The organism is Chitinophaga sp., from assembly GCF_017745275.1.
Lineage (GTDB): Bacteria > Bacteroidota > Bacteroidia > Chitinophagales > Chitinophagaceae > Chitinophaga.
In genome coordinates, this window is sequence record NZ_JAGHZS010000010.1 from 1 (window position 1) to 16,806 (window position 16,806).

General features: G+C 43.8%; 11 protein-coding genes and 1 pseudogene. 9 read left to right on the forward strand and 3 right to left on the reverse strand.

Annotated elements, in window-relative coordinates; translation table 11 throughout:
- The 7 genes and pseudogenes from J7623_RS26795 to J7623_RS31795 all read left to right on the forward strand — a co-directional run.
- The coding region (locus J7623_RS26795; protein ID WP_291926735.1) for an RHS repeat-associated core domain-containing protein at positions 1-3,539 on the forward strand (3,539 nt) is incomplete at its 5' end.
- 13 nt (positions 3,540-3,552) lie between these two features.
- The gene (locus J7623_RS26800) at positions 3,553-3,936 is read left to right on the forward strand and encodes a hypothetical protein (RefSeq protein WP_291926739.1); all 384 of its coding nucleotides are present in this window, start codon (positions 3,553-3,555) and stop codon (positions 3,934-3,936) included.
- On the forward strand, positions 3,929-4,945 hold the full coding sequence (locus J7623_RS26805; RefSeq protein ID WP_291926742.1) for a hypothetical protein: 1,017 nt from the start codon (positions 3,929-3,931) through the stop codon (positions 4,943-4,945). The genes J7623_RS26800 and J7623_RS26805 overlap by 8 nt, the downstream gene beginning before the upstream one ends.
- Positions 4,946-5,428: 483 nt before the next feature.
- Complete coding sequence (locus J7623_RS26810; protein WP_291926747.1) at positions 5,429-5,929, forward strand: hypothetical protein; 501 nt, start codon at positions 5,429-5,431, stop codon at positions 5,927-5,929.
- A 47-nt stretch (positions 5,930-5,976) separates the two neighbouring features.
- Complete coding sequence (locus J7623_RS26815) at positions 5,977-6,102, forward strand: hypothetical protein (protein ID WP_291926750.1); 126 nt, start codon at positions 5,977-5,979, stop codon at positions 6,100-6,102.
- A gap of 8 nt (positions 6,103-6,110) precedes the next feature.
- Positions 6,111-6,332 (forward strand): hypothetical protein, encoded by a 222-nt coding sequence (locus tag J7623_RS26820; protein ID WP_291926752.1) that lies wholly within the window; start codon positions 6,111-6,113, stop codon positions 6,330-6,332.
- 1,412 nt (positions 6,333-7,744) lie between these two features.
- Positions 7,745-7,954, forward strand: a pseudogene (locus J7623_RS31795) (DUF1493 family protein); the annotation flags it as partial.
- A gap of 964 nt (positions 7,955-8,918) precedes the next feature.
- On the opposite strand, the gene J7623_RS26825 reads toward J7623_RS31795, so the two are convergent.
- From J7623_RS26825 to J7623_RS26835, 3 genes are read right to left on the reverse strand one after another with little or no spacing between them, the layout of a single operon-like run.
- On the reverse strand, positions 8,919-9,698 hold the full coding sequence (locus tag J7623_RS26825; RefSeq protein ID WP_291926754.1) for a M90 family metallopeptidase: 780 nt from the start codon (positions 9,696-9,698) through the stop codon (positions 8,919-8,921).
- Positions 9,699-9,703: 5 nt separating this feature from the next.
- Positions 9,704-11,335, reverse strand: coding sequence for a M28 family metallopeptidase (locus J7623_RS26830; RefSeq protein ID WP_291926755.1), 1,632 nt, complete (start codon positions 11,333-11,335; stop codon positions 9,704-9,706).
- 49 nt (positions 11,336-11,384) lie between these two features.
- Positions 11,385-14,090, reverse strand: a complete 2,706-nt coding sequence (locus J7623_RS26835; RefSeq protein ID WP_291926757.1) for a PKD domain-containing protein — start codon at positions 14,088-14,090, stop codon at positions 11,385-11,387.
- Between the two features lie 199 nt (positions 14,091-14,289).
- Between J7623_RS26835 and J7623_RS26840 the strand changes: the two genes are divergently transcribed.
- Positions 14,290-15,213, forward strand: a complete 924-nt coding sequence (locus J7623_RS26840) for a dihydrodipicolinate synthase family protein (RefSeq protein WP_291926759.1) — start codon at positions 14,290-14,292, stop codon at positions 15,211-15,213.
- Positions 15,210-16,799, forward strand: coding sequence for an aldehyde dehydrogenase (NADP(+)) (locus J7623_RS26845; RefSeq protein WP_291926762.1), 1,590 nt, complete (start codon positions 15,210-15,212; stop codon positions 16,797-16,799). Before J7623_RS26840 ends, J7623_RS26845 begins: the two co-directional genes overlap by 4 nt.
- Positions 16,800-16,806: the final 7 nt, after the last annotated feature.

Below are 16,806 nucleotides of genomic sequence, written 5' to 3' on the forward strand. Positions count from 1 at the left end.
CTTATTATGTTTATGATGATTTGAATAATCTCTCCTTTGTGATCCCTCCGCTGGCTGTAGAGAAGCTTTTAGGAAGCTGGAATCTGACGAATGTAGCGGCAGGTCTTTGTTTTCAATATAGCTACGATGGCCGCAACCGGATGATTACCAAGAAAGTGCCCGACGCTGCAGTGGTTGAAATGGTATATGATAACCGTGACCGGTTGGTGTTTATGCAAGATGGCAACCTGAAAATGGCTAATACCTGGTTAGTTACGTTTTATGATGGTTTAAACCGGCCTGTTGAAACTGCGTTGTACAAAAAAGCTATTACCCGGTCGGCACTTCAGCAGAGTATGAATAGCGTACTCAATACAACGGATTCCACAGTGTATACCTTTCCCGGTGAAGCGGACCTGGTAACAGGTGTGTATGATCGTAACAAATATGAGGCAACCAATAGTATTACCTTGACAGATGGGTTTGATACCGGTACAGGTAAAGAAGCAGAGATGCTTATCAATACCGCATTAATTAATGGCAGAAGCGCAGTACAGGTATCCAATCCGTTGCCAAATATATCCCCGGCCGACTTAACACCACTTACCTATACTTTTTACGATGGGTATGAATTCACGGGAGTACAGTCGCCGGCCAGGGGAGATTCTTCAAAATTGAATGCGGGAAGTAATTCTTATAAAGAATTTTTTGTCATCAGCAACATGACGAAAGGAATGGTGACGGGAAGTAAAGTACGCGTTATAGACACAGATCAGTGGCTGACTACGACTAATTACTATGATGACAAAGGCCGGGTGGTTCAGGTAATCAGCGATAATGCTACCGGAGGTAGAGATACACTTACCAATCAGTATGATTTCAATGGTAAGTTACTGAGTTCTTATCAGCGTCAGCGAAATATCCGCAGTGGCAGTATCCCATCAGTGACTACACTAACGATGATGTCTTATGATGCAGCTGGGAGGTTAACAGCGGTAAAGAAAAGATTCAATGATGATGTTAACCTGGAAAGAACGATTGCCTCCAACGAGTATGATGAGCTGGGGCAACTTAAAACAAAGCGCCTGGGTATTAAGGGAACAGCAGCTCCGATAGAGTCACTGGCTTATGACTACAACATTCGTGGTTGGATGAGAGGAATCAATAAACAGTATGTGAGTAGCGGTAGTGGTGCTTACTTCGGCCAGGAGCTGAATTATGACTATGGCTTTAAGGATACTGTTTTTAATGGTAATATTGCTGGTATTAGCTGGAGAGGCTGGAACGATCCTGTTGGCCGTGCGTATGGGTATAATTATGACCGTGCCAATCGTTTGATCCAGGCGGAGTTCCGGCAGCAGAATACCAACAATGGTCCATGGACAAAAGACAAAGCTGACTTCTCCGTCAACTGGATTGCCTATGATGCCAATGGTAATATAGGAAAGATGAATCAATGGGGGTTGGATGGCACTGCCAATAAAGAGATAGATAAGTTAGTTTACAGTTACCTGCCTAATAGTAACAAACTGGGTGGAGTTTATGATAGTAGTGCTGTTATCAGTGCTTTGGGTGATTTTAAAGATGGTAATCGTACCGGAGATGATTATAGTTATGATGTGATGGGTAATCTCAATAAAGATCTGAATAAGAAGATAGAGTCCATTACCTACAATCATTTAAATTTACCTGTTCTCATCAGTATTACCGGCAAAGGAACTATTAAGTACCAGTATACGGCTGGGGGAACGAAGGTGAGAAAGATCGTTACAGATCTGACCGGCGGGCAATCTAAAGTTACTACTACCGATTATGTAAATAATCTCGTTTACCAGAATGACACCTTGCAGTTTGGTGGTCATGAGGAGGGGCGTATCCGTACGGTATTTAAAACCGGTCAACCTGTAAGTTGGGTATATGATTACTATGTGAAAGATCACCTGGGCAATACCCGGCTGGTGCTAACCGAGCAAACAGATCTGACTATGTATGCTGCTACGATGGAAGCTCCGGTAGCCGCTACAGAAGAAGCCTTATTCAGTAACCTGGATAATACCCGTGCAGCTAAACCGGTAGGCTACCCTGCGGAAGATAATGGCAGCAATAACCAGTCCGTGGCAAAATTAACGGCTGCCAATGGCGGAAAGAAAATAGGACCTTCTCTTGTTTTACGTGTAATGGCAGGGGATACCATTCAAATAGGTGCTAAGGCATTTTATAAGTCACCGGGTCCTAAGGATAAAACATCTGGTAACAGTACTGCGGAAAATATGCTGGCAGACCTGGTACAAACATTCAGCGGTGCATCATCTTCTGGCGGAGCTCATGGCATCAGTGGTAATAGTAATTCAACGCCATTTAATGCGAATTTCTATAATAATGATTACCAGCGTCTGAAAGAGAAGGATCCGGATCAGGGCAAACCAGATCGCCCAAAAGCTTATCTTAATTTTGTTTTATTTGATGATCAGTTTAACTTAGTTGAAGAGAACAGTGGGATAAAACAGGTAAAAGCTGAGCCAGATCAGTTACAGACATTGGCACAGGATAAAATGCCGGTTAAGAAGAGTGGTTTCCTGTATGTGTACACCAGTAATGAAAGTCAGCAGGATGTGTTCTTTGATAATGTAGTAGTGGCGCAGGCGTCAGGACCGGTATTGGAGGAGACACATTATTATCCGTTTGGACTCACAATGAGTGGGATTAGTTCAAGCGCTTTAAAAGGAAGCAATTATCCGGAGAACCGTAAGAAATTCCAGGGACAAGATTTTGATACTGAGTTAAGTTTAGATTGGTATGGCTTTAAATATCGAAATCATGATCCGCAGATTGGTAGATTTATACAAATTGACCCATTGGCAGATAAGTACGTATATAATTCTCCTTATGCCTTTTCAGAGAATAAAGTAACAAGTCATATTGAATTAGAGGGGCTGGAAAGTGTTCCGATTAATCAGAACTCCAATCCATTGGCATATATAAATGATGCCTTTAGACAGTATTTTGCAGCGGTTGGAAGTTTATTATCGTTTAAAGGAGAAGTACATGCAAATAAGGAACAGGTAGTAACCGTCAAGGCTGGACCGGTGCAGTCTACCACCACAACCACAATAAGTGAGAATAAAGTGGAGGCAAAGTTGAATTTGGGAGAATATTTTAAGACAGCAGGCCAGGTTAGTCCTGTTGAAGTAAAAGCGTCCAGCAATGTTGTAAATAAAGTTGAAGAGAAAATTGCTGTAAGCGGTAATGTTGGTGGGGTTCCTTTATCTGCAGCGGGAAAAACTTCCACAGATGCGAATGGAACTAGTGCTACTGTATCTGTGGGAGTAAAGCAGACAGCGGGAACAGGAAATGCGACAGCAAGTGTAGCCGCAGATGTTTATTACACAAGCCAGTTGACAGGGACAAATGCTGGACAGCAGTCCGCTGGTGTAAAGGTTGCTGTTGATGCTACTATGGTAATTAAGACAATACCTATTATTAGCACAGATAACGTAAAAGTTAATTCAGCAACACAAACGAGGATTGGAGGAAGTATATCATACGAACGTAAGTTTTAAATATTATATGGTTATGAATTTTAGAAGGATCCTGCAATATATACCACTTGCAATATTGATTATAGCTATAGGGTATAGTATTTACACAACATTAACTACTAATATATTATTAGTTAATAAGCATTATTGGGGTGTATTTTTTGTATTGGCAAGCCTGGTTGCAATAGTATTGAGGCCTAAGATTGGTAAAGTCATCACTTTTATTACACTATTGTTTGGTACGCTTAATTTAATTGCGTTTACCCCTGTTATAGAGGCCTATTCTTTTGGGTTCAGTTTAAATAAAGCTGGATTAGATCTAAAAGTGCAACCTTTTTCTTTATGGGTTTTTCTGCTATTTATCATTATAAACATTAAGTCTATAGGCCGTACTTTAAGAGGAGCTTTTAGTGATTAAAATAGGTGAAATTTATTATAAGGCACCCGCAGGCAATTGTCTGCGGTTTTTTTTTAAAGATGGTAATCGTACCGGAGACGATTATAAATACGACACGGTTGGTAATCTTACCAAAGATCTCAATAAGAAGATAGAGTCCATTACCTACAATCATTTAAATTTACCTGTTCTAATAAATTATTCCCAACTCAATGGGAAAAAAAATGGAAAGATGCTCAAGGTGCCAAAACTAATTAAATGCTTGACCATTGTGGTCGCTTGTATAACTGGTTATTTTATCCCTTCGGTGAATGCCCGGAATGTTGGGGGCAAAGATACTCTGTTGTTTTCTTATGCTGCACTGCAAAGAGAAGTTTTGCAATTTAAACGCATAAGTGATCCTCATTTTAAAACAGTTAGGGTTAAAAGTATTAGACCCCATTCTGATATACCCAATTCGTTGTGCATATTGGAGGAAAAAAATACACTTTTGAAAATAAAATTGTATAAGTATTCGATTAATTGGTTTGAAGAGAAGGGACTGATTGAACACGAATCAATAATGATATGTAATAAAAAGCATAATCTTGATTCATTATTTGGTGTACCGGTTAGTGGAAAACCCTTGAGATTGGATATGACTGCTATGTATGAATTTCAACATGGTAAGAGAAAATATATAACTGTTCAGTTTGAGAAAATGGACTTCAACGGTACGTCTCCGCAACCATGGTATATTTTGTTATGTGATGTGACAGAGAAAAATGAAACTAGGATTTATCCACTTATAACATTGAATAACGATGACGGAAGCTTTCAGGCTCCCTTATGTATCGGAGATTTTAATAAAGATGGTAATTTGGACTTTGCGCAATGGGATCGAACGGTCAGTGAAAATAAAATCGTGAGTTATCTTTTGCGCGACGGAGGATGTATGAAACAACCTTTTTTTATTGAACTGTTGGAAGCAGAACATTGCGTATATTATATAGATGGTGAAAAATCGAAATGGTATTTTTCAGTTAGATAGGAAATTGTAATGATTCTTCGGCAACTTCACGAGGTTTGAATTGAACCGCAAGTAATGATACGACCGGAATACATAAATAAACATATCAGTTAGCTGTTTTTCTTTGATATGAAAAATGTTTTCTTAAAGAAGGCGACAGGTATCCCTGCCACTTTCTTTTCGTGTAGTATATATAAGATAGAAGCTGGTACTTCTTTAAGGAAAAAAGACTCCTATTTCCTTAGAACAGAATGTTATATCTTGCTGTCAAATTATGATCATACTATTGTAGCAAAAAAACTAAAATTATGACGAGTAAATTTAGTCTAAGCTTTTATACATATTTGATATGCCCCAATTGGACTCCAAAGATGATCAGTATTCCATAATGAAAGGGTTTGAACATGGATATACTAATTACTATAAAGAAATAGAGTACTCTGGCAAGGTAGAAGTAGGACCTTTATTGCCTATATCTGTTTTTTTAGCAATAAATTAATAAATATGTATTTGTTTAAGCGATTTTTGCTTGCGGTGCTTTTCTTTCCTTTGTTTTCATGCAGTAGTAGGCAACAAGAAGTATTTGTAAAGAAATACGGCCATGGTGATTTTACTGCATTTACAAATAGATGTGTATACTTTCGGGGAAGAGACAAAGAACGTTCACTTATATTGTTTATAGATAATGATCTTTCAGTAAGTGGTAGCAATGGCCCTTTTATTGTATATGTCAATAGAGACTTGAAGACTGTAGTCAAAACAAGTACACGTCTAATGGCAGATACTACCAATATTGACAAAGTGCTATTACAACAGTTGGCTATTCGTTTTTTGTCATACAAAGTTAATATTCTTAAAGTGGATACACTTGGAAATGTATTTATTGGCCTTTTAAATAGTGAAAGACCTGACTTGATAAGATTTTCTAATGAGAAATACAAGACGATATATTATAAAGATGGATGGTCGAATGTAAAAGAGAATTGGTATAGGTCAAACGAATAAATTGTTTAATTTTTGGAGCAGCGCACTATTATCCATTTGGATTGACGATGGCGGGGATTAGTTCCAATGCGTTGAAGGGAAGTACCTACGCTGAAAACCGCCTGAAATACAATGGTAAAGAACTACAGAGTAAAGAGTTCGGAGATGGATCCGGACTTGAATTATATGACTAGGGGCTAGGATGCAAGACCCACAAATAGACCGCTGGTATACTATTGATCCAAGTGCTGGGCATTATTTAAGTTGGTCTCCCTATAACTATGTTGGCAACAACCCTACTAATATTGTTGATTTGGATGGGAGGGATTGGTTTCAGGAAAGAAAGGAAATAAGGGATGAATGGAGGATACGTGTGTATAAGTTAGTTTTTAAAGATGTTTATGAAGTGAAAAAAAGAAATTGATGTATAATGTATAAAAAGCTGATAACTGTTAACCTGGTTTTGTTTTATATTTTCTCTGCCTTTGCACAAAGCAGGGAGGATAAATGGCCAACGTTTATTAGTTTGGATTCACTTGCAAGTTCCCGAACTTTTAAGGTATGGGAATTACACCCAATGGATAGCAGTAATGTCTATTTCTGTAGCATTTCAATAAGGAATAAAGAATTCAGTAAAAGAGACAGAAAAACCTATATCAAGTTGATCCGGGAATCAAGAAAAAATAAGCCTAAAGATCTTTATTTGATCTTCGAGTTGGGAAAGATATATAAGATAGACACACTGCGTTCAGATATCCTTCCTGCGACTAATGACCTGCTTATTGAAGAAGTGAATCTGGATTATTACAGGAATCCACAGGGATTAACTAATCTTAAAGTAAACAAGCAATTGTTGAAAAGGAGATTTATGATATTTAAGTATAAGAAGATAGATCCAATGAGTATAAAATGAATAAGACAGTGGAATGTCCAGATAAAAGTAAAGAAGCTAATAGGTAAAAGCCCTGGTTAGTCCGACACAAGATGCATTTTTGGGCAGCCGGAAGTAGATCCTCCAGCTGCTTTACTTAGAGCTGGAATTAAGAATAAAGCTGCTATGGAAACTCTAACTTCCTTAGCTGAAATTTATGAAAACAATAGAAGCAGGACGATGGGATGATGAGATAATTAACGAATAGACGAATTCCCATAAGTAAATAAGCTTCTTTATTAAAAAGCAGGTAGCAAACCTATTATCTATACATGGAAAAAATCCAATATTCCTTAATATACATGCTCTACAAAATCCGATATTATCGAAGTGGACGTGGATATATATATAGGGCAAATCAAATGATTAGTATTGTAGTCGGTCTTAATGTATGTCTTGCTGCAATGCTTGTCAGCCACTTTAGATTAGGCAAGTTTAATATGTTCCTACTTTTTTTAGGTTGCGCCTTTTCATTATTTTATTTATTGGAGAGAAATGTTACCAAAGAAAAACTATTTGCTCACAGAGAAACTTATATAAAGCGGCACAAGTGTTTATATCCTTTTTATATTTTTGTTGCTATAGAATTGGTTTTATTTCTGATTTTCTATTATCGTGCAAAGTAAAGTAGTCTGACAGCTATATTGAAGAAGCATTGTTAATTTAAGAGTAATTCAGGAGCAGCTGGAGTAGATCTTCCAGCTGCTTTTCTTTGTGAGTTGTTAGGATAAATGATTAGGAATGAATAAACTGGAAGTCGATAGGGAGAAATTTAAGAGTGGTATTGAGTACGTAAAATGAAGGAAATGAAAGAAGTAATATTTCAGGATTTAGTCACTTTCATATACGATCAATGCGCCGCCTTTGAAGTGCCTATTACGCTGGAGACATAGCTAGAGAATGATCTTGGCATAACCGGTGATGATGGAGAAGACTTGATAGTACGGTTTAGTAAAAGATATAACGTTGATATTGCTAATTTTTATTTTACGAAGTATTTTTATCCTGAACCGGGTATGTCACTTATGCCGGATAAGATAGCGATCTTAACAGTAGGTCATCTTATGAAAGCTATAGAAGCGGGACGTTTGGATGATGAAGTAATTAATGGCTAAATTAGTAGTGCTAGACGATTGGCAAAGGAGGAATAATTACCTGTAAATGAGCACAGCAGTCCGAATAATTGCATTTGTTGTTTATCTGGTAGTAATAGTAGCTGTATATCTATCCAGCTATAATTGGACTGTTGAGCGATTCTCTACAGTTCAATATGTAACTGATAGCTTAGGAACCAGCAATAGAAATTGGATAATCCTTGTTGGTTATTGTATCTGGACATTCGGTACAATGGAGACTGTGTTGGATAAGCTACAGACAAACACGCATTTGGTACGGTTCACTATTTTGATTTTAGACGTGTTCGCGGTGCTGCTTAGCCTGGTACTGTTTGTTTTATATAACAATACACAAAGTAACGGCATCGCAACAACAGCAGACGTACTGAGCATTTTTTTTCTATTGATGGTTTCAGGAGGATTAAACGTCGTGTTTCTACTGGTACTAAAAATATATGAGAGACTGGTAAAAGATACAGGTAATAATTCAAAGTAAATGAGTGATGTGAAACAACCGGAGAAAGCCTAAGAGCCTACCTATGTCAGGATATTTGTATGGACATTTATATAAAGTAGCTGGAAAATTACGCGCCAATGATCCCAAATGCACTGCATTATTATTTCTGGTGGCAATATGGAATAGCTATGCCATCATGTTATTATTATGGGGCATGTCAAAGTTTTCCAGACTACATAGCGTGGTAATTTGGGTATTGGTGTTAATGCTTTCCTATTTGGTGTATCGGGTAGTTAAGAAATGCGTATACAATAAGAATGTATTTAAAGCAGCTCTAAAACAATACAACAACGAGAGCAGATTTCAGCAGATTTTTGGATGCATTATTTCCTTTCTGTTGGTATTGTTGTCTCCTTTTCTTTCCCTGTTTTTTGTTCGATGCTTAAAAGAGGTAATAATGCTTTTCCAGGTTGCAATTTCGTAGGAGCATATTTGCGGGAAAGGTTCTTACACCTTCCCCGCCGGATCCTGCCTGAATATCTTCGTCAACATCCCATACAATTCCGGGTGCTTCTCCGCCAGCAAATCCGGCCTTTCAAAAAAGTATTCCGATATTACCGCAAAAAACTCTGCTTCATTCATCGCGGCATAAGGATTAATATCCGTATGCCCTTCTGAAATTTCCTGTATGGTCTGATGCACCAGCTTCATCCACGGAATGGCGTAGCTGTGGTCCAGTAGTTTGCTGGGGAACCCATCGATGGTGCCATCTGTTTTATCCAGCAGGTGCACAAATTCATGAATGGCGGTATTGTTTTTATCGGTGATGTTGGAGAAGCCTTCGCGCAGGGCGGAGCGGGAGAGGATCATTTGTCCGTTGAGAGCGCCGCTGCCTACCATGCCGAGGATATTACGGCGATTCCCTTCGTATTGATAGCTTTCATCGAAAGTATCAGGGTAAAGTATGACGTTGGTAAGATTAAAATATTCCCAGTCTTTGAATCCAAAGATGGGGATGATGCCGCTGGCGGCAACGAGCACGCGGTCGAGCGCCGTTACTTCGGTGCCTACGCCTTCTATACTGGTTCTTTTGAGAAAGCGTTGTACCATGCCTTCAAAGCGCGTTTTATCAGAGGGGCTGAGCTGCTGGTAGTAGCGCACATGTTCCTGCAGGAGCGACTGGTATCCTTCCGGTACGGCTATTTTCTTGCTTTGCCTGCGACTGTATATATTTTTGAAGTACAGGAACAGGATGAGTCCTATCATGATCAATCCGAATAACACCATGGCCATTATTTTCTATATGCTTTAAATTCTGATCCATTTTTCCATTTTGGGAAGCTGCTCTCCTGGCTGAGGTGGTAGCCTACGTCAAACAGCAGGCGGATGTCTTCCAGCATGCCCTCCAGGTTCCAGGTGGCGGGGGTGAATTCATCGGCAGGGGAGTGGTAACGTAAACGGTTATACGCTGCTGTCTGTTCTTTGGCCCACCCGGCTTCGTGGCCAATGGCGTTGGTACCGGGGCCGATATACAATCCTGGCACGCCTTTCTTGGCGAAGTTGAAGTGGTCGGAGCGGAAGAACCAGCCGCCTTCGGGATTGGCTTCGGGGATGGTAGTGCGTTGTTGCCTTTCCGCAGCACGCAGGGCGTATTCATCCAACTCTGATTGTCCCTTGCCAATGACAGTAATATCTTTGGTGCGACCAAAAGTATTGAGTACATCCAGGTTAATATCGGCAACTATTTTGTTCATGGCAAAGGTGGGATGTGTGGCATAGTATTCGGAGCCCAGCAGACCTTGTTCTTCGCCGGTAACGGAGAGGAACAGCACAGACCGCGCAGGTGGTTGTGGCAAGCGGGTAAAGGCAGTAGCCAGTTCCAGCAGGCCGGCGGTGCCGGTGGCGTTGTCTACAGCGCCGTTGTAAATAGAGTCGCCTTTAACGGGTTCGCCTATACCAAAATGATCCCAGTGGGCGGAATATACAACACATTCCTGCGGCCGTTTGGCGCCGGGCAGTACGGCCAGCACATTATGGGAGGTGGATTTTTTTATGGTATTATTTATTTCGAGAGATGTTTGTAAATGGAGGTCTACCGGCCTGAAATCTTTTGTCCTGGCCTTTTGCATGATATCAGGTGAGATGCCGGCCAGTTGGAATATTTTCGTGGCGGCATCCTGTGATATCCATCCTTCCAGTGCGGCGCGGTGTTGGTTGTTGTCGGCAGTTTGAAGATAGAGCTTGGAATTAGACCAGCCGCTGCGCACTACTTTCCAAGGATAGCTGGCGGCAGCGGTTTCATGGATGATGATCACGCCGGTGGCGCCTTGCCGGGCGGCTTCTTCAAATTTATAAGTCCAGCGGCCGTAGTACGTCATAGTACGACCTTTAAACAGGGTGCTGTCGGCGAAGCCCGGATCGTTGATAAGCACAATCACTGTTTTGCCTTTTACATCCAGTCCTTTATAATCGTTCCATTGATACTCCGGTGCTACGATGCCGTAGCCGGCAAATACCAGCGGGGAATTGCGGACGTTCACCTGGTCCTGTACACGGCGGGTGGCTGCCACAAAGTCTTCCAGGTAGGATAACGATACGCTGCCACCATTGCCTTTAATCACCAGGTCGCTGGCGGGTTTGGAATAGATAGACACCATGGGTACCTCCTGGAAATAGCTGTTGCCGTTGCCGGGTTGTAATCCCAGTTGTTTAAACTGTGCGGCCAGGTATTGAATGGTGCTGTCTTCTCCGCGGGTGAAGGGCTTGCGGCCTTCAAACGCATCGGAGGCCAGTATGCTGATATGTTGTGCCAGGCTGCTGGCGTTAATGGCTTTGATGGCGGTGGAGTCTTGTGCAATGGCCTGGCTGCCCGCTAACGTGGCTGCCATGGCTAATATAATGGGTACTTTCAATGTATCTGTCATTTAATCCGCGCAAAAATTAGGGGACTTCCGGTAGAATTCCAAAAATGGATTACCGGAGCAGCACGGTGGTGCCTTTACGAAACACCTTTTTGCCGCTTTCTTTTTCGGTGTATCGCAGCATCCATACATAGGTGCCGATATCCGCTGCTTTTCCATTCACCGTGCCATCCCATTTGTGGCGCCAGTCGGTGGTTTCAAATAAGAGGTTGCCGACCCGGTTATAGACGGAGAAATGCAGGTCTACCGCTTTGTAGGCATTCAGCGGATAGAGATAATCGTTTTGCCCGTCGTTGTTGGGAGAAAACGCTGTAGGCACATCTATATAGCAACTGGCTACGGCAGTGATATAATGATCGGCAGTATCCTGGCAGTTGGCCTCATTTTTCACGATGAGCCGGATAAGATATTGCTGTTCCTTCTGGGTAGGGTAGTATTGCATGCGGATGGGGGTAGCGCCGTTGGTGCGGGCGCCGTTGCCATAGTCCCAGGTCCAGGATTTGATGGCGCCAAGACTTTTATTCTGCGGAATCACCAGGTCCAGCGGGCAGTAAGGGCCCGGATCTACGTCAAACAGCGCGGTTACCTCACTTCTGATGAGGGTATCTTTACTTTTGGTATCTGAACACACGCCATTGGAAACCGTTAGTTCCAGGTGTTTCATGCCAAGCGTGGTAAATACTTTTGTGGGATTTTGGGTATTAAATGTGGTGCCATCGTCGAAGCTCCATTTCCACTGGTTCACCTGGTTCTTTCCGTCATGCTGAAAATTGAAGGTACTGATGCGGCAATCCTGCGCGACGGTATAGGTAAATGACGCATTAACGGTATCGGCTGTACGAAATAGTGTTTGTTGATTAATAACTGCCAATTGCCAGCATTCACTTTGTAAGGTGTTGCCATCCGAGCCGTTGCGGAGCGTGATGACATAGTCACCTGCATTTTGTATGGGGGCAGATAATTGCAGTTCAATCGTATCCGTGAGTTGATTATTATTGCAGATGCCGCTGGCTTTTACAATGCTGGCCGGTTTGGGACCACTAATGGTAAAGTCGCTGCCGTCCGCCGCAATAGAACTGCAACGCACCGGTATGGAAACACCTAGTCGCAACGTAGTGGGGGCGCAGGTAGCAGGAGCGGTGGCTCCTAACAATACCGCCGGCTGTGGTGCAATCGTAAATGGTTGACGTGCACCAGCCGGAGTTTCCTGCCAGCATTCACTTTGCAGCGTATTACCGTCTTTTCCGGCTTTCAGTTGTACCTCATATTGACCATCCTTAAGTATACGGTCTTTCAGTTGTAGCGTGATGATTTTTGTTAGTCCGTTGGCATCGCAGGTAGTAATAGCTTTCGTAATGACTACGGGCACAGGCCCGCTGATGGTAAATTCGCTTCCATCCGGTGATACGGAGCTGCAGCGGATGTAATCATCAAATACCAGTTGAATATTATCCGGACCGCAAGGTGGGGGAGTAACAGGTCCCAGGGCCACATAGGGCTGCGGAGGAATGGTGACGTTAGCCGTTTGTCCTGCCGGGCTTTGTACATGGCATTCGCTCTCGATAGTATTGCCATCAGGGCCTTTTACGAGTGTCACTGTATAATTGCCTGCCTGTAATATTCTTTTATCCAGTTTTAGGGAGATGGTGGTCGTGAGTCCATCACTGCTGCAATTGCCGGATGCGGCGATGATCTTCACCGCATTGGGGCCGCTGAGCACAAAATCTTTTCCATCCGGTGAAATAGACTGGCAGCGGATACCGGCTGCAAAGGTCAGCAGCAGTTCATCAGGTGCACAGGGCGGCGTTTTAATGGTGCCCATTGGTACCGGGAGCGTGGGCAATACCCGGAAGCTAACGGACTCGCCTGTTGGAAGCTGGTTGCCACAGGCATCCAGGAAGGTGTTCTGGTCTGTGCCATTTTTCGATATGACATTATACGTGCCTACGGGCAATGCTTTGTCGAACTGCAGCAAAAGCGAATCTGTATCAAACCCGCTACTACAGTCTACTCCGGTGACGCTGACCAGTTTAACACCGGGAATGCCGGGGCCGTTAAATATAAACTCGCTGCCATCTTTTGAGATGCTGCTGCATTGAATTTTCTTACTGAGCTTAATGCCTGCTGTAAAAGGGCCGCAGTTATAGGCAGACTGTTTTAGATGAGGAATGTTCGGATCAGTGATCACCGCGGTGCCGCCACCAAAAGACAATTCATATCCGCTTTGTGTATCGGAGAAGTGGCTGATAAGCAACAGGTATTCGTGGCCTTGTTCCAGTGTGGGCATAATGCTGAAGAGCGGTTGTCTCTGGCCGCCACAAACGCTATTGGAAGTGCCGGCGGCCGAAGCGCCCGTAATACCAAATTCTCCTGACCAGTTCATGCAAACAAACAGGCTTGGATCGGTAAATACATCAGTGGGATTGCGCCCGGTAATATCGAATAGCTGCCAGTCATAGTCTTCCTGCAATATCAGCGGGCGGATAGTAAATCCCAGCGTACCGGTTTGGTAACAGGTGAATTTGTACCAGTAAGGATTTTTATCAATATGCGGGCCATCATCCGGGTTATTACAAACCGGGCCAGGGACGAGATTTGAGCCACAAATAGGAACAGATGCCTGCTTGAAAACTTTTATGCCGCAAACAGGAAATGCGGAGGAGGGTGTTTGGCCAATTCCCGTGCAGGACTGGCTGCTGCCGGCTTGCGTACAAAGCAGTAATGTTAACAAATAAACGAAAAATCTTACCTTAAGCATGGGATACCTGGTTGACCGGGGAATCTTTTAAATTAAAGAAATTTTCTCAAACCGATACGTTAAATTCTATGCAAATATTTTTTGTTTCCCACGGAAAGCGCGTTGTTTTAGGTTAAAATATGCGTATAATTGATTAATTACAGCAGCATGCCATAGCGGGTCTCCAGCTATTTTTGTTGGCATAAAAAAAGATAGGAAAATGGCACAAATTAACTGGCAAGGCGTATTTCCCGCATTGCTCACTCCTTTCACCGCCGACGATCATATTGATTATGAGATGTTCGACAAAAACCTGCAGGCGCAGGTAGATGCAGGCGTTAATGGTATTATTCTGGGCGGCTCACTGGGCGAAGCCAGTAGTTTACAGAATGAAGAAAAGTATGCATTGGTAAAACATGCAGTAGCTTTCCTGGGAGGTAAAATTCCCGTTGTGATGAATATTGCAGAGCAAACCACCAAAGCCGCTATCGGTTGCGCCAAAGCAGCGGAAGAAGCGGGTGCGGCTGGTTTGATGCTGTTGCCTCCCATGCGTTATAAGGCGGATGATGCAGAAACCGTGGCCTACTTCCTGGCGGTAGCCAACAGTACGTCGTTACCGATTATGATCTATAACAACCCGGTAGATTATAAAATTCTTGTGACCCTGGACATGTTCGCGGAACTGGCAAAAGCTCCCAACATCCAGGCGGTAAAAGAGTCTACCCGCGATACCACCAATGTTATTCGTATGTTCAACCGCTTCGGGGATCGCTTTAGCATACTTGGCGGCGTAGATACTTTGGCGTTAGAATGCCTGGTACTGGGTGCCAATGGCTGGGTAGCCGGGCTGGTAGATGCTTTCCCACGTGAAACTGTGGCTATTTACCGCCTGGTAAAGGCCGGACGTATTCCGGAAGCACTTGCCATTTACCGCTGGTTCATGCCATTGCTGGAACTGGATATTGATCCTAAACTGGTACAATACATCAAAATGGCCGCTGCCGCCACCGGTATCGGTACTGCTATTGTACGTGCTCCACGTTTATTGCCAACAGGTGCAGAACTTGCACACGTTGAAAAAGTAATTGCGGACGCCCTGGCTAACCGCCCTGTGCTGCCGGAATATTTAAATCTCCCCGGATGATTACTGGAAAAAATATCATAGGCTTCGCTGACGTTGCGGAGGGCACAGATGTACTTCGTGCATACAATCCCGTTAGCAATACAGCGTTGCCGGAAACATTTACTATCGCCACTGCTGCAGAGGTAAACCTCGCGGTAGATAAAGCTACTGCTGCTTTCCAGGTATACCGCCTTTCTTCTCCGGAAGAAAGAGCGGTTTTCCTGGAAACCATCGCGGCAGAAATACTGGGACTGGGTGATGTCCTGCTGGAAAGAGCCGTGGCAGAATCCGGCCTGCCTTTAGGCCGTATTACCGGAGAACGCATGCGCACCGTTTCCCAGCTGAAACTCTTCGCCAGCGTATTAAGGGAAGGCTCCTGGGTAGAAGCTGTGATTGATCCCGCACAACCGGATCGGACACCACTACCGAGAGCGGATATACGAAAAATGCTGGTACCATTGGGGCCCGTATTGGTATTTCCGGCCAGCAACTTCCCGCTCGCCTTCTCCACAGCAGGTGGCGACACTGCATCAGCGCTGGCTGCCGGTAACCCGGTCATTGTGAAAGCTCATGAATCGCATCCCGGCACCAATGAATTGGTGGCCCTCGCCATTCAAAAGGCCGCGAAACAATGTGGTATGCCGGATGGCGTGTTTTCCAGTCTTTCCGGAACCGGACCCGCTATCGGGCAACAACTGGTGAAACACCACGGCATTAAAGCCATCGGCTTCACCGGCTCCTTTAAAGTAGGTACCGCTATCTTCGATGCTGTAACCCAACGCCCGGAGCCTATTCCGGTATATGCGGAAATGAGCAGCATCAACCCGGTACTGCTATTGCCGGCTAAACTGGCAGCAGCGGCAGACAGCGTAGCCAAACAATATGCGCAGTCTATCACCCTGGGCGCCGGTCAGTTCTGCACCAATCCCGGTCTGCTCATCGCTCTGGCTGACGAGGCTACTACGCAATTTGCCACTACCCTGCAACAGGAGCTGTCTGCCATCCCCGCTATTACCATGCTCAATCCCGGCATCTGCTACCACTACTACGAAAACAGGGAGCAGCTCTCACGCAGGAAAGGCGTGGAAACACTGTACGCCGGCGGCGCTGAAAGAGAAGCTACCAAAGGTTCTCCAGCCCTTTATCGCGTCAGCGCACAACACTTTATTTCCAATACAGAATTGCAGCAGGAAGTGTTTGGCCCCACCTCGCTGTTGGTGGTATGCAATAACGAGGCAGAACTGCAGGCAGTGATTGCGCAGTTACACGGGCAGCTAACCGGTACCATAATGGCAGAAGATGCGGATCTGACACGCTTTTCGGGCGCTATTACAGCGTTGTCTGAAAAAGTAGGCCGCATTATCCTGAATAATGTACCTACCGGCGTGGAAGTATGCTATGCCATGCAACACGGTGGACCATTCCCGGCTACCACGGATATACGAAGTACTTCCGTAGGTGCGTCCGCGATAGTGCGTTTTGCAAGACCGCTATGTTACCAGGACTGGCCAGCACACCTGCTCCCGGCCGCATTGAAAGATGAAAATCCTTTAGGCATCTGGCGCCGTATAGACGGTCAGCTCACCAAAGACGCCGTTAGAAAATAATTTGTAT